General features: G+C 36.0%; 16 protein-coding genes. All 16 read left to right on the forward strand.

Annotated elements, in window-relative coordinates; genetic code table 11:
- Positions 1-381: 381 nt before the first annotated feature.
- A complete protein-coding gene (locus tag HNP99_RS13750; RefSeq protein ID WP_173853960.1) occupies positions 382-3,009 on the forward strand; it encodes a glycoside hydrolase family 3 C-terminal domain-containing protein in 2,628 nt (875 codons plus the stop codon).
- Positions 3,010-3,019: 10 nt separating this feature from the next.
- Positions 3,020-4,135, forward strand: a complete 1,116-nt coding sequence (locus HNP99_RS13755) for a hypothetical protein (protein WP_217424422.1) — start codon at positions 3,020-3,022, stop codon at positions 4,133-4,135.
- Between the two features lie 39 nt (positions 4,136-4,174).
- Positions 4,175-5,296, forward strand: a complete 1,122-nt coding sequence (locus HNP99_RS13760; RefSeq protein ID WP_173853962.1) for an endo-1,4-beta-xylanase — start codon at positions 4,175-4,177, stop codon at positions 5,294-5,296.
- A 59-nt stretch (positions 5,297-5,355) separates the two neighbouring features.
- Positions 5,356-6,363, forward strand: coding sequence for a Kelch repeat-containing protein (locus HNP99_RS13765; RefSeq protein ID WP_173853964.1), 1,008 nt, complete (start codon positions 5,356-5,358; stop codon positions 6,361-6,363).
- 42 nt (positions 6,364-6,405) lie between these two features.
- On the forward strand, positions 6,406-7,881 hold the full coding sequence (locus tag HNP99_RS13770) for an MFS transporter (RefSeq protein ID WP_173853965.1): 1,476 nt from the start codon (positions 6,406-6,408) through the stop codon (positions 7,879-7,881).
- A 6-nt stretch (positions 7,882-7,887) separates the two neighbouring features.
- Positions 7,888-8,907, forward strand: coding sequence for a glycoside hydrolase family 43 protein (locus HNP99_RS13775; protein WP_173853967.1), 1,020 nt, complete (start codon positions 7,888-7,890; stop codon positions 8,905-8,907).
- 426 nt (positions 8,908-9,333) lie between these two features.
- Positions 9,334-10,455: an alkaline phosphatase gene (locus HNP99_RS13780; RefSeq protein ID WP_173853968.1), complete on the forward strand. Its 1,122-nt coding sequence runs from the start codon at positions 9,334-9,336 to the stop codon at positions 10,453-10,455.
- 118 nt (positions 10,456-10,573) lie between these two features.
- Positions 10,574-10,996 carry an SdiA-regulated/phytase-like domain-containing protein gene (locus tag HNP99_RS17640; protein ID WP_217424423.1) on the forward strand — a complete coding sequence of 141 codons (423 nt, stop codon included), beginning with the start codon at positions 10,574-10,576 and terminating at the stop codon, positions 10,994-10,996.
- A 24-nt stretch (positions 10,997-11,020) separates the two neighbouring features.
- Positions 11,021-11,509, forward strand: a complete 489-nt coding sequence (locus HNP99_RS17645) for an NHL repeat-containing protein (protein ID WP_217424424.1) — start codon at positions 11,021-11,023, stop codon at positions 11,507-11,509.
- A gap of 65 nt (positions 11,510-11,574) precedes the next feature.
- Positions 11,575-12,828, forward strand: a complete 1,254-nt coding sequence (locus HNP99_RS13790) for a hypothetical protein (RefSeq protein ID WP_173853970.1) — start codon at positions 11,575-11,577, stop codon at positions 12,826-12,828.
- A gap of 5 nt (positions 12,829-12,833) precedes the next feature.
- Entirely contained in the window at positions 12,834-13,949 is a 1,116-nt protein-coding gene (locus HNP99_RS13795; protein WP_173853972.1) for an endo-1,4-beta-xylanase, read from the forward strand.
- 1 nt (position 13,950) lies between these two features.
- Complete coding sequence (locus tag HNP99_RS13800) at positions 13,951-14,964, forward strand: glycoside hydrolase family 26 protein (RefSeq protein WP_173853973.1); 1,014 nt, start codon at positions 13,951-13,953, stop codon at positions 14,962-14,964.
- 5 nt (positions 14,965-14,969) lie between these two features.
- Positions 14,970-16,250, forward strand: coding sequence for a sugar phosphate isomerase/epimerase family protein (locus HNP99_RS13805; protein WP_173853974.1), 1,281 nt, complete (start codon positions 14,970-14,972; stop codon positions 16,248-16,250).
- A 10-nt stretch (positions 16,251-16,260) separates the two neighbouring features.
- Positions 16,261-17,025 (forward strand): ThuA domain-containing protein, encoded by a 765-nt coding sequence (locus HNP99_RS13810; protein ID WP_173853975.1) that lies wholly within the window; start codon positions 16,261-16,263, stop codon positions 17,023-17,025.
- A gap of 14 nt (positions 17,026-17,039) precedes the next feature.
- Positions 17,040-17,978 (forward strand): SMP-30/gluconolactonase/LRE family protein, encoded by a 939-nt coding sequence (locus HNP99_RS13815; RefSeq protein ID WP_173853976.1) that lies wholly within the window; start codon positions 17,040-17,042, stop codon positions 17,976-17,978.
- A gap of 70 nt (positions 17,979-18,048) precedes the next feature.
- Entirely contained in the window at positions 18,049-19,245 is a 1,197-nt protein-coding gene (locus HNP99_RS13820) for an endo-1,4-beta-xylanase (protein ID WP_173853977.1), read from the forward strand.
- Positions 19,246-19,464 lie beyond the last annotated feature (219 nt).

Below are 19,464 nucleotides of genomic sequence, written 5' to 3' on the forward strand. Positions count from 1 at the left end.
TCGAAAACAAGCTGAACTAGGTTAAAACCTCGTCAAGCCTTGCAAAATAAAGAAAAAATAACTTTCAAATTATTTTTACCGGACAACAATGATTTTTATTTTAAAACCACTCATTAACGCCTACAAATAGTGAAATACGCACGATTTGTTGTAGTTATAGCTTCAAAAGTGTCATTTGGCAACGGAACATCCTACTACTTTTACCAAACAGTTTTTACAATTACTAGTCAGTTTTATAACAGCTAATAATTTAAGAATAGTAAGTTCAAAATTGTATTGAAAATTCAGTTTTATACCCAAAAAAAACGGACTGTTTTCGAAATAAAAACAACTCCAAATAGTCAAACAAGATTTACCCAATTATAAATTAAAAAATACAATATGTCTCCATTAAAACAGATTTGTCTTTTCTTTTTACTTGCCATTACAACTTGTGGTGCACAGGTAGTAGTGCATAAAGATGCCTCAAAAACTTTTGAAGAACGCGCTTCTTTTTTGGTTTCGAAAATGACATTGGAAGAGAAGGTTTCTCAAATGACCTACAACTCTGTTGCAATAGATAGATTAGAAATTCCTGAAATGAACTGGTGGAACGAATGCTTACACGGAGTAGCTCGTGCAGGAATCGCCACTGTTTTTCCGCAAGGAATCGGAATGAGTGCCATGTTTGATAGAAAGCAAATGTTCGAAAATGCCAATGCAATCTCAGATGAAGCGAGAGCCAAACACCATGATTTTGTATCTAAAAACAAAAGAGGTATTCACCAAGGATTGACTTTCTGGACACCCAACATTAATATTTTTAGAGATCCAAGATGGGGTCGCGGAATGGAAACCTACGGAGAAGATCCTTATTTAACGGGAGAACTTGGGGTACAATTTATAAAAGGCCTACAAGGAAACGATCCTAAGTACTATAAACTGATTGCTACAGCCAAACATTTTGTGGTACACAGCGGACCAGAAGCGAGTCGTCATAGTTTTAATGTAGATCCTTCTGCTTTTGATATGTTGAATACGTACAGTCCACAATTCGAAAAAGTTGTGAAGGAATCGGGCGTATATTCTGTGATGTGTGCCTACAATAGTTACAAAGGCGTGCCTTGTTGTGGTAATAAGGAATTGAGTAGTTTATTGAGAAAAGATTGGGGCTTCAAAGGATATATCGTTTCTGACTGTTGGGCAGTAAAAGATTTTTATGACAAAGGAGCTCATGAAGTAGTACAAACTAAGGAAGAAGCATCGGCTATGGCTGTACAAGCGGGAACCGACTTGAATTGTGGGGATTCTTACCCTTCATTGGTGAAAGCCGTAGAACAAGGTTTGATTTCTGAAGATGAACTAACCGTTTCAGTAGAAAGATTGGTAGAAGCACGTTTAAAACTTGGCTTGTTTGCACCAAAAGGAGATGTGAAATATGAGGACATTCCGTATAGCGTAGTAGATTCAGAGGTACACCGTTTACTAGCATTACAATCCGCTAGGAAATCGATGGTTTTATTAAAAAACAACAACCAATTACCATTAAGCAAAAACTTGAAAAAAGTAGCTGTTATTGGTCCGAATGCAAATGATGTGGATGTGTTACTTGGCAATTACAACGGTTTTCCGTCACAACCAGTTACGCCTCTGCAAGGAATAAAAAATAAGTTGCCAAATGCTCAAGTGAGTTTTGCACAAGGGTGCAGGCTGGCTGATGGCTTACCAATATTAGAAGCGGTTCCTACTGCTGTCTTGTATTCGGATAGTAAATTAAAAAACAAGGGGTTAAAAGCGGAGTATTTTTCGAATACCACATTAAAAGGTAACCCATCACACAAGCAAATCGATGCAAATGTTGACTTTTTATGGGCAACAACGCCACCATTCTCAGTTATGAGTTATGATAAATATTCAGTTCGCTGGACGGGATATCTTTCGGTTCCCAAAGCAGGTCGCTATGCGATAGGAGGGCAATCTTATTCTGGAATGAAATTGTATGTTGATGATAAATTAATTGTCGAAAGTGATAATGTTTATGAGCCTAAAACAGAATACGAGTATTTAGACTTAGAAGCAAACAAAGCCTATAAAATTAAATTAGAATACAAGCAAGACAATTCAGAGCATGCTATAATGCGTTTTTTATGGGAAGCACCTAATGAAAATCTTGAAAAAGAAGCAATGGCGTTGGCTGAAGCATCTGATGTTGTCGTGTTTTGTATGGGATTGAGTCCGCTTTTAGAAGGGGAAGAAATGAAAGTGAAAGTAGACGGTTTTGCAGGTGGTGATCGTGTGGATATAAAACTACCAGCTTCTCAAACCAATTTAATGAAAAAAATAAGCACCCTAGGAAAACCAATGGTTTTGGTTTTGTTAAACGGTAGTGCGCTTGCCATCAATTGGGAAAATGACAATATTCCTGCTATTCTTGAAGCTTGGTATCCTGGACAAGCGGGAGGTACTGCAATTGCCGATATTTTATTTGGTGATTACAATCCGTCTGGGCGTTTGCCACTTACTTTTTATAAAGACATTAATGACATTCCAGCCTTTGATGATTACAACATGAAAGGCAAAACCTATCGTTATTTTCAAGGGAAGCCCTTGTATGAATTTGGTTTTGGTTTGAGTTATACCACATTTAAATACAGCAATCTGGTTTTAGACAAAGAACAAGCAACGAATAAAGAAATTCTACTTTCAATTGATGTTACCAATACTGGTAAAGTAGATGGTGACGAAGTAACGGAATTGTATATGAAAAGTGCCAAAGACGATTTTCAAAACACCATAAGGACATTGGTTGGTTTTGAAAGAACTTTTCTAAAAGCAGGTGAAACAAAGACTATTTCGTTTAAAGTGCAACCAAAACAATTGGCACAAATCAATGCTGATGTAAAAATGGAAGTAAGTCCAGGCGATTATATTTTTTCTGTAGGAGGTGCACAACCAAATGAGGAAAGAATAAAAGAAGCCAATGTAGTTGTTAGCACAGTTACTTTAAAAGGAAACCCATTCAAAATTTAATTAAAACATTATGAAAATAGTTTATAGTCTATCAATTACGGCATTATTTCTTTTTAGTATAGCGACCAATGGTCAAGTTAGTACTAAAAACACTAATGGACATACCGTTGTTTCTATCGAAAAAGATAATTTTTTAATCAATGGAAAAATAATTAATAAGGGCAAAACTTGGAAAGGGAAACCTATCGAAGGATTGTTGTTTAATTCCAGAATGGTGCAAGCGACTTTTGATGATGAGAATCCAGAAACAGCTGTTTTATGGAAATATCCCGACACTCAAAAATGGAGTGCCGATCGCAATACAGACGAGTTTGTTGCTGCCATGGCAGAATGGAAATCGTATGGATTAAATGCGATTACCGTGAATTTACAAGGCGGTAGTCCAACAGGCTATGGTAATAAAAACTGGATCAATTCGGCTTTTACTGCTGATGGTTCGATTAAACCAGCGTATTGGAACCGATTGACAAAAGTGCTTAAAAAGGCCGATGAATTAGAAATGGTCGTAATCATAGGATTATTTTATTTTGGACAAGACCAACTTTTAGCAGATGAAAATGCAGTAATCAATGCTGTTGATAATACTATAAACGGACTTCATGATAGTGGCTATAAAAACATCCTTATCGAAGTTGTGAATGAATGTGACTTACCGTATTACGACCACAAAATCTTAACGGAAAGTGGTATGGCAACATTGATTAATAGAGTAAAAAACAATAAAAGAGGAAACTTCAGGTATTTAGTATCCACTAGTTTTCAAGGTGCTTCGATTCCAACTTCAAGTGTCATAGAAGCGTCTGATTATATTCTACTTCATGCGAACGCTGTTGAAGATCCAAAAGGGGTGGCAATGATGATTGAAAAAACAAAACAAGTACCAGGTTACAGTCTAAAACCAATTGTTTTTAATGAAGATGATCATTATGAATTTGATAAAGAAGAAAACAATTTCAGAACAGCAATCGAAAATAAAGCTTCATGGGGTTTCTTTGATTTTAGAAGAGAAGGAGAAACAAATATTGAAGAAGGGTTTCAAAGTGTACCTGTAGATTGGAAAGTGAGTTCAGCTCGAAAGAAAGCATTTTTTGAGTACGTGAAAACCATTGTAAATAGTGCAGAATAAGTAGATAATAAAACTAAAAATTGATTTAAAAAACAGAATATGAAAATAGTAAATAGCAAAACGGCTACAATTATATTGGCAGGGGTTTTAATGATGAGTTGTCAGGCTAAAAAGGAAGCTGTAAGTACTGCACCAACATTAAAAAGCGCCTATAAACAAGATTTTTACATAGGTACCGCTCTTAGTGCGGACCAAATCAATGAAAAAGATGCTGATGTAAATAACTTGATCAAATCACAATTTAGTGCTATCTCTCCAGAGAATAATTTGAAATGCGAAATGATTCATCCAAAATGGGATGAGTACACTTTTGATGTAGCTGACAAATATGTGGCATATGGAAAAAAGAATAACATGTTTGTTGTAGGTCATGCACTTATTTGGCATGAGCAATTGTCTCCCTTTGTACTTGCAATAAAAAGCAAAGATTCATTGAGCATGTTTATGCAAAATCACATTAGTACTGTTGCCGGAAGATACAAAGGTAAAATTGATGGATGGGATGTTGTTAACGAGGCTTTAAACGAAGATGGAACATATAGAAAATCTATATTTTTCGAAAAATTAGGCGATGATTTCTTAGTAACCGCTTTCAAATTAGCCGAAAAAGCAGCTCCAAATACGGAATTGTATTATAATGATTTTAATATCGAGCAACCGGTAAAAAGAGAAGGTGCTATTCGATTATTAAAGAAAATAAAAGATAGTGGTGCTCGCATTGACGGAGTTGGAATTCAAGGGCACTGGAGCCTTGATGGTTTGCCATTAAAAGATATTGAAGAAAGTATAATTGCTTATTCTAAATTAGGATTGAAAGTGATGATTACGGAACTAGATATATCTGTTTTACCAGTTCCGGAGAAGTTAGTAGGTGCCAATGTAGATCAGAATTTTGAAGAAGATGCCAAAATGAATCCGTACACTAATGGAGTTCCAGACAGTATCCAAGTGAAACTTGCGCAACGATATGAAGATTTATTCAAAGTTTTCTTGAAGCATAAAGACAAAATTAGTCGTGTTACTTTCTGGGGAGTAAATGACAGTCAGTCGTGGTTAAACAATTGGCCTATCAAAAACAGAACAAACTATCCATTGCTTTTCGATCGAAATAATAAGACCAACAAAGCATACGATCAAGTAATGGCTTTGAAGAAAAAATAGCACTATTGTAAACTCTAGTACTGCAAACGGCTAAAAATTAAATAAAATTAAAAGAGATTATGATACGACTTTCTAGACTTTCGAAAATATTGGTTTTATCGTTGTTCACTTTATTTTGTCAACAAGGTATTGCACAATCTTTCGATAATTATAAATGGGAAACCTTGGCCTGTACAGGAGAACCTGCAGCACGACATGAAGCAGCATTTGCAGAAGTTGGCGGTAAATTTTACCTGCTTGGCGGTCGACGTATTCAAGAAGTGTCCATTTTTAATCCTGAAACAAATACATGGACCTCAGGTGCCAAACCGCCAATTGAATTGCACCATTTTCAAAGTTTTTCTTACAAAGGGAAAATTTATATCGTTGGCGCTGCTACTGGGCAATTCCCACACGAAACTCCAGTAGCTACAGCTTATGTTTATGATCCTGAAAAGGACAGTTGGGAAAAAGGATTTTCGATGCCAGAGAATAGATTAAGATCCTCTACAACCACCAATGTTTATAAGGACAAACTTTATATTTCGGGTGGTATTATTGACGGTCACTGGGATGGACACGTAAGCTGGTTTGATGTTTACGATTTCAAAACAGGAAAATGGGATAAACTTACTGATACACCTCGAGCTCGTGATCATGCTACCTCAGTAGTTTGTAAAGAAAAATTATATGTATTGGGAGGAAGGGTTTCATCAGGCGCTATCGACAAGGTTTTTGAATTAACAATTCCAGAGGTGGATGTCTTTGATTTCAAAACTGGACAATGGAGCACACTTGCCAATCCTGTTCCTACGCAGCGTGCTGGTATTGCATCAATTTGTATTGGTGATAAAATTTTAGTTACTGGTGGCGAAAATGCAGATCAATTACTAGCATATAATGAAGTTGAAGTTTTAGATACAAAAACCGGAATTTGGAGTACGCTACCCTCTTTGGAGCGAGGTAGACATGGTACTCAATTTATTTGGTACAAAAAAGAATTGTATATCGCTTCGGGCTGTGGCCAAAGAGGTGGCGAACCGGAGTTGAAAACGATCGAACGCTTTAGTGATAAAACGATTAAATAATAGGAAACGTTTAGAAAGAATAACCATAAATAAAATTACAAAATGAATAACACATCCCAAAAACTTTCGGTTTTAGAGAAAGTAGGTTACAGTTTAGGCGACTTTGCAGCCAATTTAATTTTCCAAACTTTGATGACCTTTTTGGCGTTTTTCTACACAGATGTGTATAAAATTCCAGCAGGTACAGCAAGTGCGATTATCTTTTTTGGAGGTTTTATTGGTGCCTTTTTTAATATTATAATGGGTGCTGTTGCCGATAGAACAAGAACCCGTTGGGGAAAATTTAGACCTTGGATTTTATGGACTTCTCTGCCATTTGGAATCATCGCTATTTTGGCTTTCTCAACACCAGATTTTGGTCCAGACGGAAAAGTAATTTACGCCTTAGTGACTTATTTCTTGTTGATATTAGTGTACTCGGCCAATAATTTACCATATTCAGCTCTAAGCGGAGTTTTGACAGGAGATATGGGACAACGTAACAGTTTGTCTTCGTATCGTTTTGTGGCGGTAATGTTTGCACAATTTATCATTCAAGGATTGTTATTGCCTTTGGTTTTAATATTGGGTCATGGCGACAAAGCAGCTGGTTTTAAAACAACTATGATGATTTTTGCAATAGCAGGAGTTATATGTTTTATAATCACATTTTTGACTACAAAAGAACGTATTGTTCCCAAGAAAGAACAAGAATCATCAGTAAAACAAGATTTACTCGATTTGTCTAAAAACAAGCCTTGGGTCATCATGCTTTTTGTTACTATTTTGATTTTTGTTACGCTTTCGCTAAAAGGCGGAATGTATATTTATTACTTTAAATATTACTTAGATCCTGTTGCTCAAGCGACGTTCTTGCAAGATATTGGATTCAATAATATGATTGCTGGATTAAATGATTCATTAATCGGAATGGGACTTACCGAGTTTCAGTGGCCAAAAGATGCCCCTACATCTGCCTTTAGTTTGTTTAATTCTGGTGGGATTTTGTTCATGATTTTCGGAATTATGTTTTCAAAAGGATTGGCTGATAAATTTGGAAAAAGAAACATTTTTATTGCCTTTATATTCCTATCTGCTTTAAGCTTAGTGCAGTTCAATTTTTATGCGCCTACTTCCATAACGTTAGTTTTTGTTACGCAGATCGTACATGGATTTTTGTACGGAATTACGATTCCGTTACTATGGGCAATGATTGCAGATGTAGCTGATTATAGCGAATGGAAAAACAACCGACGCGCTACTGCGATCATCTTTTCGGCTATGATATTTGGTCTAAAAGTAGGTTTGAGTATTGGTGGTGCACTAGGTGCTTTTTTATTGTCGAGATACGGCTATGTGGCTGAAGCAGCGAACCAAGCGCAATCAGCAATTGCTGGAATTAAATTAGCCGTAAGTGTTTATCCAGGATTATTTTTTATCGCAAGTGCCGGTTTGGTATGTTTTTATATGATCGATAAAAAAATGGAAGTACAGCTAGAAAGTGAATTAAAAGAAAGAAGAAGTAAAAATATAAATTAAATTATTATGCCAGAAGAAAATATCAGTCATATCAATTTTGACGAAATAAACAAAAAAGCAATTTCGCAACCGCTAATCAAACACATGTACACCGCAGATCCTTCGGCGCATGTTTTTAACGGAAAAATATATATTTATCCTTCACATGACATCGAAGCGGGAATTCCGTTTAATGACAACGGAGACCATTTTGGGATGGAAGATTACCACGTTATTTCTATGGATAGCCCAACAGGGGAAGCAAAAGATAACGGTTTAGCACTACACGTAAAAGATGTGCCTTGGGCCGAAAGACAAATGTGGGCACCAGATGCTGCTACTAAAGGTGGAAAATATTATTTGTATTTCCCAGCCAAAAGAGCCAACGGAATTTTCCAGATTGGTGTTGCGATTAGTGATTCTCCAGTAGGGCCATTTATTGCTGAACCAGAAGCAATTGAAGGAAGTTATTCTATCGATCCAGCTGTTTTTTGTGATGATGACGGTAGTTATTATATGTATTTTGGTGGAATTTGGGGTGGTCAATTGCAAAGCTATAGAAACAATAGTTATGATGTAAACCACAAAGAACCAGTAGGAGATGAGTTGGCTTTAAATCCAATTATGGCAAAGCTTTCTGCTGATATGAAAAGTTTTGACGAATCGGTAAAAGAGCTCGTAATCCTAGATGAAAACGGAAAACCGCTTTTAGCAGGAGACAATGATCGTCGCTTTTTTGAAGCTTCGTGGATGCACAAGTACAATGGTAAATATTATTTCTCATATTCAACAGGAGATACGCATTTTATCTGCTACGCTACGGGAGATAATCCTTATGGACCGTTTACGTATCAAGGTCGTATTTTAAATCCAGTAATTGGTTGGACTTCACACCATTCTATTTGTGAGTTCGAAGATAAATGGTATTTATTCTACCACGATTCTAGTTTATCTGAAGGAGTTACCCACTTAAGATCGGTAAAAGTAGCGGAAATCACTTATGATGAAAATGGTAAAATCCAGACTTTAGATCCATATTTGGAATAAAAGGTAAATATTAATGTTTCAACTTTTTAAGTTGGTCAATTTTTCAAACCTAGTTGCTGTACGCATCTTTTGGTTCGAATAAAACAATTTGGTTGGTACTGTCAGTATGCGTTGGGTTTTAATTCAGCAATACTGACAGTTTTTAATACGAAAGCTCAGGGCAAACCCATGAGTTTTAAAAAATAAAACAGCCAAGATCCTAGCGAAAGCGATGAGGATAAGCAACTACATAAATTTGGGCAAGTATACAATTGCACAAATCATCAAATTACTAAAAAATTAGTGTATTTGTAATTTAGATCCTCAATAATTGGGACTAATTAATGTAATTCGTAGCCAAAAATAACTACTGTTTTTGCTTATATGAAAGCTATTATAACTTGAATAGTTATTAAAAGGAGTACTAACCATAATAATTACAACGTTATGAATTATAAAAATATCTCGGCAGTTTTTATAGCATTTACACTATTTTCTTGCTCTACTACCAAAAAAACTACGCAGTCTCCAAAACCCAAAAATGTAATTCTACTAATTAGTGACGGAACAGGATTGTCGCAAATTTCGTCCGCATTTTTCTTCAAAGATTCAAAACCCAATTACACTCGATTTAAAAATATTGGACTGATAAAAACATCTTCTGCAGGTCAGGAGATAACCGATTCGGCCGCTGGTGCAACTGCATTTAGTTGTGGTGTCAAAACTTTTAATAGCGCGATAGGAGTTGCAAATGATTCTACAGCAGTACAAACAATTGTTGAATTGGCTTCGTCAAAAAATGTGAAGACGGGTTTAATAGCCTCTTCGGCAATTACGCATGCAACACCAGGAAGTTTTTTTGGTCACCAAATTAATCGCGGTATGGGGGACGAAATAGCAGTAGACTTATTAGGTGGTAAAGTTGACTTTTTTGCGGCAGGCGGATTAAAATATTTTACACAGCGAAAAGACAAACGAAATTTAGTAACCGAATTAACAGCGCTAAACTATAGAATTGACACTACAGCTTTAGGGAATTTTGCTCAAATTAAATCAAGACAAAAAGCGGGTTTTCTTTTAGCTAAAGATCAGTTGCCAAAAATGTCTCAAGGTAGAGGCGATTTTCTTTCGAATGCAACCGAATTGGGAATCCAATTTTTAAGTAAAGACAATGCACCCTTTTTTATAATGACAGAAGGTTCTCAAATTGATTGGGGCGGGCACGATAACGATGCTCCTTATTTGATTGCTGAATTATTAGACTTTGACAATCTAATTGGTAAAGTATTGGATTACGCCGAGAAAGAGGGTAATACTTTAGTCGTGGTTACTTCTGACCATGAAACAGGTGGGTTCACACTATCTGCAAAAAGAAAAAGGAAAGCAGACGGAACGGAATATGATGATTATAGCAAGGTAGGAACTTCATTTTCTACAGGCGGACACTCTGCTACTTTAATTCCGGTTTTTGCTTTTGGACCAGGATCAGAAGAGTTTAATGGTATTTATGAAAACAATGAAATTTTTTCGAAAATAGTAAAACTTACAGGTTGGAATTCTAAAAAGTAAACTAATAATACCAGTTATAATTAAGACGGTATAATAGGCATACGCTTGAATTCTTATTTTTCATTAAGCAATTTTGTTTAATAAAATGTTCACAAGGATTAATTTCAAAACACATAAAATGAAAAAATCTACAATTTTTATTAAACAAAGGGTAAAGCAAATTGTTATCTGTATATGTATAACGGCCATGTTTTCATTGTCTGGATATGCGCAACAAGCTGAAATTAAATTCCCTCTAAAAGTGGGGGTAAAACCAGAAAGTATTACAAAAGGTTTTAATGATAATTACTATGTTACCCTTATGAACGGGGCAGAGCAAGGTGATGGCGAAATAGTTGAAATCTCTAAAAATGGCGTAAAAGTTTTTGCAAAAGGTTTTGATGATCCCAAAGGTATTGTCTTTCTAAAAGGTCATTTGTATTTATCGGACCTAACTCGAATTTGGAAAGTCGATAGTGCTGGTCATGTAACTGTCTTTGTAAAAAAAGAGGATTTCCCCGAAGTAGTTTTGTATTTAAATGATGTTGCAGTTGATGCTTAAAGTAGAGGGGTTTACGTGGCTGACATGGGAGCAGTAAAATACATGCGTGACGAAAATAAAGTGCTTTGGCCGCTTGATAGTGAACAGGCAAAGCTGATTCCGCAATTGGGTCGAATTTATCATGTTGATTTGGATGGACATATATCCATAACGCAAGATACGTCTCCCTTGATGTTGAACCCAAATGGAGTAGGCGTGGACAACAAGGGCAATATTATGGTAGGTGCTTTTTTTCTTGGTAATTTTTTAGTGAAACGTGAGGGTAAATTAACTCCATTGAAAGGGCAATTCCGAGGTGCTGATGGAGTCGAACAAGATAGTAAAGGCAATTATTATGTTAGTAGTTGGACGTCAGGAACAGTTTGGAAAATTGATGGAAAAACCGAAAAAGCAACGGTATTAATTGAGGGTTTAAAATCGGCTGCAGACTTTTATTTAGAAGAGGACAAAGGGCGACTATTAGTTCCTGATATGCTAGCAGGGATTATATATGCCGTTAGTATTGAGAAATAAAAACTAATTATTTGGCTTTTTAATATCCGAATTGATTAATAAATCTAGTAACTAAACCGAATAATATGAAGTTGAAAAATAGTATTCTGATGGCGGGATTCCTGTCAATTTCTTTAAGTAGTACAGCACAGCAGTTCGAAAAAGCAACTGTAAACGAAAAAACGGTTTTCGAAGGAAATAAGGAAACAATTGCGGTAGAAGCAGAGCATTTTTATAAACAAAGCAAAAACGAAATCAGGCAGTGGTATCGAACATCATCAACAGAAGCTCCGAAAGTAGGTAGAGATGAAGATGAAAATCACAACCTTGGGGCGAGTAACAACGCTTATTTAGAAATCCTACCCGACACAAGAGTAACTGCTGAAGATGAACTTATTGTAGGCGAAAATTTTTCGAATGAAGCCGGTCAGATGGGGATTCTTCATTATAAAGTGAATATCAGTAGTCCCGGACGCTATTATGTTTGGGCGCGAATATTTAGTATGGGTGCAGAAGACAATGGACTACACGTAGGCATTGATGGTACTTGGCCAGAACACGGACAACGCATGCAATGGTGCGAAGGGAAGAATGAGTGGACTTGGGGAAGCGCACAACGTAAAGAGTTGATTCATTGTGGTGTTGCCAAAGAAATTTATTTGGATATCGAAAAGGCAGGGATACACGATATCCAGTTTAGTATGCGCGAAGATGGCGTCGAACTGGATAAATTTCTCCTAACGAAAGACATTGATTTTGTTCCAAATGGAGAAGGTCCCATAGAAATAAAAAAACAAATTACAGCTCTTTCTTATATTGACGAAATTGGAAAAACTGTGAATGGAACGAAAATCATGAAAGCTATTGATTTTCCTATTGAAAACACCAGTTTTTATGTCGATAATGCATGGCTGGCAATAAATCCTGAAAAACATAAAGAGGCTACGGTCACAACAGATTTTCCTTATGAAAATGGGGTATACGATATCATTTTTATAGGTGTTGGAGAAAATGATGGACAATCAGGTTTTCAAATGTTAGTAAACGGAAAAGAAGTGGGTAAGTATTCTGCTCCTTTGAGTAAGAATTCCTTCGAAGAAAGCATTGAATACAACAAATTATGGAAAAACATTGAACTCAAAAAAAGCGATAAAATAGCTGTAATTGCTACTGTAGGAACTGATGGTACAGAATTTACTCGTGGACGTTGGGGAGGAATTGTATTTGCTCCAAAGTCAAAGGGAAAAGATGTTCTTAAAAATTCAAAAGCATTTTCTATAAAGAAAAACGTCGGATCGGAAACTATTGTGAGTGGATCTGTAACTAATGTCAAAAAATAAAAAACATGGTACATAAAAAACAACGTTATCCTCAAATTGCTACGATTCTTTTCGTTTCAACGGTGTTTGCCTTTACAAGTTGTAAAAGTGTAAGCCAAAAAACTACGTCTGAGGCAGGTCTAAAAAATGTTTCAGAATTTCCAATTGGTACGGCAATTAATGTCAATAAGTTGATCAATGACCAAGCATTAATGGCTTTGCAAATTTCAAATTTCAATAGTATCACCGCTACTAGCGATATGAAAATGCAGTCGATTTTGCCTGCTGAAAACCAGTTTAATTGGAAAAAGGCCGATACTTTATTGTATTACGCTACCAAGCACAACCAACGTCTTTTTGGTCATAACCTTATTTGGCACAGCAGTACACCTAAATGGGTAGAAGAAAAAGGAGCCAAAGACAACATCTGGTTGGGTAAATTTATGAAAGAGTATATTCAAAAATATGTCGGCCGATACAAAGGAAAAGTAGCTGGATGGGATGTTGTTAACGAAGCTTTTGAATCTGCAGGAGGTGAGTATAGAAAAACGTTCTGGTACAACAATTTGGGTAAAGAATATATAGCAAATGCCTTTCGATATGCCCATGAAGCGGATCCTAATGCCGTGTTGTTTTATAATGATTTCAATATTGAGCGTGATACTACAAAATTAGATGCCGTTTTAAAAATGGTCGAAGATTTCAAAAAAGAAGGTGTACCCATTCATGGAATTGGTTTTCAAATGCACATTCGTATGGATACGCCAGATGAAGCTATTGCCTATTCTTTGAAAAAAGCGGCAGCAACAGGTTTGCAAATTCACTTATCGGAGGTCGATATTATTTTTAATTCGCACAATGACGAAAGATTGGGGGGTATCGAAAAATATACTTCGGTAACCGATGAAATGAAGCAAGCACAGGCTGAAAAATATAAAAATCTAGTTTTAATGTATCGTAGCATTGTTCCAAAAGAACAGCAATTCGGAATTACAGTTTGGGATTTTACAGATAGAGATTCTTGGATTAAAGGATTTTTCAATATGAAAGATTGGCCTACTATTTATGACGATAATTTAAAGCCAAAACCTGCTTATTATGGTTTTCTAGAAGGACTAAAAATGAAAATAGAAAACAAATAATATGACGTATATCAAAAATAATATTGTGAAGTTTTCGGCCCTAGTTTTTTTGCTATTGGTTGTAAAGTCTTATGGCCAAGAAAAAAAAGGTAACCGTGAGTTTTACCATGCCAAATACGAACCCGAAAACGGAATTTATCACGGTGCTGGTCAGGATAAAAAGGGTTTTAATGATTATGTAAATGCTGTTGGACACCATAAAACGCCAGCAATTTACATGACGTATGTCAATATAACGTCACCAGTAAAAAGGATTGAAAGTTGGGGGAAAGGTTTGAAACAAGTTTTAGATAGCTTGCCCAAAGGAATGATTCCTCAAATTGGTTTAGGATTTACGGGTGGAAAAGATACAGGAGCAGGTTTGGACAAAGAAGTTGCCAGCGGAAAATATGACAAACAATTACAAGCATTCTATAAAGTGCTTTTGGAACTAGACAGACCGTCTTTTACCAGAATCGGCTACGAGTTCGAAGGCGATTGGAATGGCTATTCACCTGAGAGTTATAAAAAAGTATTCATAACTATTTCAAAGGCATTTAAAGAAAAAAATATAAAATCGGCTACGGTTTGGTGCTCAGGCGGTGGCTCCGCAGATTTTATAAGTACAAAAAAGTTGATGGAATATTATCCTGGTGACCAATATGTAGATTGGTGGTGTATTGATATTTTTAGCCCTGAAGAATTTGATAACATTGGTTTGCAAAACTTTTTTGATGGTGCTCATAAACATAAAAAACCAGTGATGATAGGCGATTGTACACCACGTTTTGTGGGTGTAATGGATGGTGAAGTTTCTTGGGATAAATGGTTCAAACCTTTCTTCAAGATGCTATATGACAATCCAGGAATAAAAGCATTTTGCTACATCAATTGGGATTGGGAATATTGGTCGAATAGAAATGGTTTTCCGTGGCACGATTGGAAAGATGCCCGTATAGAAAAAAATCCTTTTGTATTAGAAGCGTATAAAAAAGAAATGGAAAGTCCCTTATTTATTCACCTTGATAAAAAATAAGAAAAATGAAAAGAGTTCTTTTTTTAGTTATTTTTCTAAAGTCATTCGTCAGTTTTGCTCAAGAAAACTACAGTATTTCTTCTCAAAAAGATAGACTCAGGCAATATTCGGGCCAATGGGTAAGTGCTATAAATCCTAGTTCTGATAGTGTTGCAAAACTTCCTGAGATAAAAATGAGTAGTTTGACTAATTTCAATAATCATTCGCTCACGGTTGAAGTTTTTCAAAAAGATAATACCAATCAATACAACCCAATATTGTTAGAAATTATTGGTTATGATTCGGTTACCGATGCTATTTTTGCTGCAGGTCATAATGCAAAAGGCGTATTTTTCACAGGAAAAGGCATGTTTTCTTCAGAAAACCTTTGGACGATGCAAGACAAAGACCTCAATGGGAATAAGACAATGAAGGTTGATTTTAACTTTCAAAATTTTACAGATGTTATATTGGAAGGATTTGATACTAATGAAAAGAGTTTATGGAAAACAAGATACATTAAAAACAATCCTAAAGATAAAAATATTGGTATTCAGCTCGTTTCTGTTCACAAAGAAATGCTTAAAAACCCAAAACAAACCTTAATTCAGTTAGGCAGAATGGGATATAGTTATGTGGAAACCTTTGTATATAAAGACGGAGGTTTTTACGGTCAAAGTCCAACGCAGTTTAAGGCTATGGTTGAAAAAGCAGGCATGAAATTTTTGGGTTCCATGACCTTTTTCGATCCCGAAGACAAAAATGATGATGCCGCAATCAATGCGTGGTGGAACAAAACGATACAAGACCATAAAATAGCTGGTGTTGAATACCTATCGACTTCAAATAGTAAATTAAAAGGAATTAAGACGATCAAAGAATTGCAAGAGTATTGCAATTATTATAATAAAGTTGGAAAACTCTGCAAGGAGAACGGACTCAAGTTTGTGTACCACAACCATGCAGATGAATTTTTAAAGGTCGAAGGCGAATCCATTTATGATTATTTTCTTAAAAACACCAATCCGGATTATGTCTATTTTCAATCTGATTTGTATTGGATGCATCGGGGAGGAGTTAATCCTATCGATTATTTCAAAACCTATCCCAACCGATTCATTAGTTGGCATGTAAAAGATTATAAAGAATTAGGCGAAAGTGGAAAAATAGATTTCAAGGATATTTTCAACTATCAAAAAATAGCTGGAGTGCAGTACATCTTGTCTGAAGTGGAGGACTATAACTTTCCACCTTTGTATAGTGTGGATTTGGCTTGGGAATATATTTATTATGAACTATTAAAATAAACGTTTGATTATGAGACTATTTAAAATGAAGTATCTTTTATTAACCCTATGCATTCTTACAATGATGAAAGCAAATGCGCAAGATCAGTTTCGTGTTTTATTGTTTACCCAGCATGATACCTGGCATTATAACACCATTCCTGTCGCTGTCGAAGCATTCAAAGAAATGGCAGCCGAAAACCAGTTTAAGTTTGATTGGACCCAACGTCCAGATGATCTTATAACAAAATTACCAGAATATGATGTCGTGATATTCATGAACGCCAATGCCAATTTTTTACTGCCAAAACATATGGATGCTTTAAAAGCATTTATGAAACGAGGCGGTGGCTTTGTAGGCATACACGGAACGGCAGATGGTGAAAACGATAACGCTTGGTTTGATGGTCTAGTAGGAGCGAAATTCGTAAATCATCCAAAATTACAAGCAGCCATTGTAAACGTTGCCAATCATGATTTTCCAGCAACATGGCATTTACCCAATAAATGGCTTCGTTCTGATGAATGGTATAACTTTAAAAATATGAATTTCGATAAACTACATATTCTATTGACGGTTGATGAAGCTTCTTATGATTTTACTGCCGGTTATGATGCGATCCCGTTAAAAGGCATGGGAAAGGCACATCCTATTGCATGGTATCAAGAGTATGAAGGAGGAAGATCGTTTTATACGGCTTTGGGTCATAAACCAGAATCGTTTAAAGACAAAAACTTTTTAAACCATATTTTTGGAGCTATTTATTGGGCTAAAGGCGATTCAATTAAAAAATAAACTAACAATACGATATGAATACTAAATCAAAAAAACAGATTTACAGCAATTGCCTAAATTTACTGAGCATCAGCTTGCTTTTGACCGTAAATATAGCTTGCAAGGCGCAGAAAGATTTAAACAAAACTATAATTGCCGATGGTGCGCAGCTTACTTTGGTTGCTGATGGATTCGAATTTACCGAAGGTCCTGCTGCAGACAAAAATGGCGATGTCTATTTTACAGATCAGCCCAATGACCGTATCCTGAAATGGAATGCCAGTGACAATACCGTTTCAGATTATATGAAACCATCTGGTCGTTCTAACGGATTGTATGTTGACAACCAAGGGAATTTGTTGGCCATTGCCGATGAAAAAAATGAGATTTGGTCTATTGATGCCAATAAAAAAGTGACCGTGATAGTTGCGAATTTTGAGGGTAAAAAATTTAATGGTCCCAATGATCTTTGGGTAGATGCCAAAGGGGGTATTTATTTTACGGATCCTTATTACCAACGTACGTGGTGGCAACATCAAGAGCCACAGCAAGCATCAAAAAGGGTGTATTATTTAGCACCAAACACAAAAATACCAACAATAGTAGCCGACGACAACTTCAATCAACCCAACGGAATTATAGGTACTCCCGATGGCAAAACCCTATATGTTGCAGACGAATCAGGTAAAAAAACCTACTCCTATACAATTGGTAAAAACGGCCAACTTTCCAATAAAAAATTGTTTGCCAATATGGGTTCGGATGGGATGACGATTGACAACCTAGGGAATGTGTATCTCACAGGAAAAGGCGTTACTGTGTTCAATAAAAAAGGAGAACAAATAGAACATATTGCCGTGCCTAAAGACTGGACTGCCAATGTCACTTTTGGCGGTAAAAAGCAAACCACACTTTTTATTACTGCCTTGGATTCGGTATATACCTTAGCCATGGCAGTACACGGAGTGCGATAAGTACAAATAAGTAACCAAAAATTTGAAGTATTTATTACAATACATTTTTCTATTAATAAACAAAAAAACCATGAAAAAACCAAAGTTCACAATAAATAAAATGGCCACAATTATGGGTGTTTTATCATTATCATTCACAGCTTGTACCGCTCAAAAAGTGAAAACTACCGCTGTTTCGAAAACAGTAACAACTACTGAAAATGTAACATTAAAAGACGCCTTTAAAAACTACTTTTTATTAGGTAGTGCTATAAATGATGATATCGTTTCGGGTAAGGATAACGCCTCACAAACTATTATAAAAAGGGAATTTAATACCGTAACCCCCGAAAACTGCATGAAAGCGGAAGTAGTATGTCCGTCACCAGGAGTTTATGATTTTACATTGGCTGATGCCTATGTTGCTTTCGCCAAAGAAAACAAGATGTTCGTTATGGGGCACACCTTGATATGGCACAATCAAACGCCTGCATGGTTTTTTACGAATGATAAAGGAGCGCCAAATTCGCAAGAAGAACAAAAAGAGCAATTACGTACCCACATCAAAGCGGTTGCTGGTCGCTATGCTGGAAAAGTACAAGCATGGGATGTAGTAAATGAGGTTATAGATGATAATGGCAAATACCGACCTACAACATGGGTAAACGGTATTGGCGATGGCGACGAAATGGTTCGATTGGCCTTCAAATATGCAAGTGAATATGCCCCTAACACCGAATTGTATTATAATGATTTCAATGCTTGGCGTCCAGAAAAAAGAGACGGAATAGTTCGCATGATCAAGATGCTTCAAGATGCAGGAATCAGAATTGATGGTGTTGGGATTCAAGCACATTGGGGTTTAAATTTCCCTAAGACGGAATACATTCAAGAAGCGATTGATGCTTATGCGGCATTAGGAATTAAAGTAATGATTACAGAATTGGATGTAGATGTATTGCCAATTACCAAAGAAGGTCAAATAACAGGTAAAAGTATGATGGAGCCTCAGTATCAATTAGAGGAGTTCGAAACCTTTTTAGATCCTTACAAAAGTGGTTTGCCACAATCTGTAGAAGTGCAATTAGCAAACCGTTACAAAGAATTCTTTGAAATTTTTGTAAAGAACAAAGATAAAATAAGCAGAGTCACTTTGTGGGGACTGCAAGATGGTATGTCTTGGAAAAATGACTACCCAATTCCTAATAGAACAAATTACCCACTTTTGTACAACAGAAATTTCGAACCTAAATTGGCGAGACAAGCTGTATTGGAGACTGTGAAATAAAATTTGATTGCTAGTTATAATTTTATAAAAAGTAATAAACGCTTCCTGAAAAGGGAGCGTTTTTTGTTTTGGGTGATTTTTGAAATCGAGTTAAAGTTTGAGAATTAGATGAACTACCACTGTTTTTAATTTAAAAATGTTTCTTCGTCTGTTCGAGTGTTTTATTGAAAAATGCTTGTTTGCCGACAGGCGGGTATCGAGAACTTTCCTCATAAAAGG

It is taken from the genome of Flavobacterium gelidicaeli, from assembly GCF_013294005.1.
Classification (GTDB): Bacteria; Bacteroidota; Bacteroidia; order Flavobacteriales; family Flavobacteriaceae; genus Flavobacterium.

Bases quoted from the DNA above. Each gene is read 5' to 3' on its own strand.
- HNP99_RS13750 (WP_173853960.1), top strand. From the start codon at position 382: ATGTCTCCATTAAAACAGATTTGTCTTTTCTTTTTACTTGCCATTACA.
- HNP99_RS13755 (WP_217424422.1), top strand. From the start codon at position 3,020: ATGAAAATAGTTTATAGTCTATCAATTACGGCATTATTTCTTTTTAGT.
- HNP99_RS13760 (WP_173853962.1), top strand. From the start codon at position 4,175: ATGAAAATAGTAAATAGCAAAACGGCTACAATTATATTGGCAGGGGTT.
- HNP99_RS13765 (WP_173853964.1), top strand. From the start codon at position 5,356: ATGATACGACTTTCTAGACTTTCGAAAATATTGGTTTTATCGTTGTTC.
- HNP99_RS13770 (WP_173853965.1), top strand. From the start codon at position 6,406: ATGAATAACACATCCCAAAAACTTTCGGTTTTAGAGAAAGTAGGTTAC.
- HNP99_RS13775 (WP_173853967.1), top strand. From the start codon at position 7,888: ATGCCAGAAGAAAATATCAGTCATATCAATTTTGACGAAATAAACAAA.
- HNP99_RS13780 (WP_173853968.1), top strand. From the start codon at position 9,334: ATGAATTATAAAAATATCTCGGCAGTTTTTATAGCATTTACACTATTT.
- HNP99_RS17640 (WP_217424423.1), top strand. From the start codon at position 10,574: ATGAAAAAATCTACAATTTTTATTAAACAAAGGGTAAAGCAAATTGTT.
- HNP99_RS17645 (WP_217424424.1), top strand. From the start codon at position 11,021: ATGGGAGCAGTAAAATACATGCGTGACGAAAATAAAGTGCTTTGGCCG.
- HNP99_RS13790 (WP_173853970.1), top strand. From the start codon at position 11,575: ATGAAGTTGAAAAATAGTATTCTGATGGCGGGATTCCTGTCAATTTCT.
- HNP99_RS13795 (WP_173853972.1), top strand. From the start codon at position 12,834: ATGGTACATAAAAAACAACGTTATCCTCAAATTGCTACGATTCTTTTC.
- HNP99_RS13800 (WP_173853973.1), top strand. From the start codon at position 13,951: ATGACGTATATCAAAAATAATATTGTGAAGTTTTCGGCCCTAGTTTTT.
- HNP99_RS13805 (WP_173853974.1), top strand. From the start codon at position 14,970: ATGAAAAGAGTTCTTTTTTTAGTTATTTTTCTAAAGTCATTCGTCAGT.
- HNP99_RS13810 (WP_173853975.1), top strand. From the start codon at position 16,261: ATGAGACTATTTAAAATGAAGTATCTTTTATTAACCCTATGCATTCTT.
- HNP99_RS13815 (WP_173853976.1), top strand. From the start codon at position 17,040: ATGAATACTAAATCAAAAAAACAGATTTACAGCAATTGCCTAAATTTA.
- HNP99_RS13820 (WP_173853977.1), top strand. From the start codon at position 18,049: ATGAAAAAACCAAAGTTCACAATAAATAAAATGGCCACAATTATGGGT.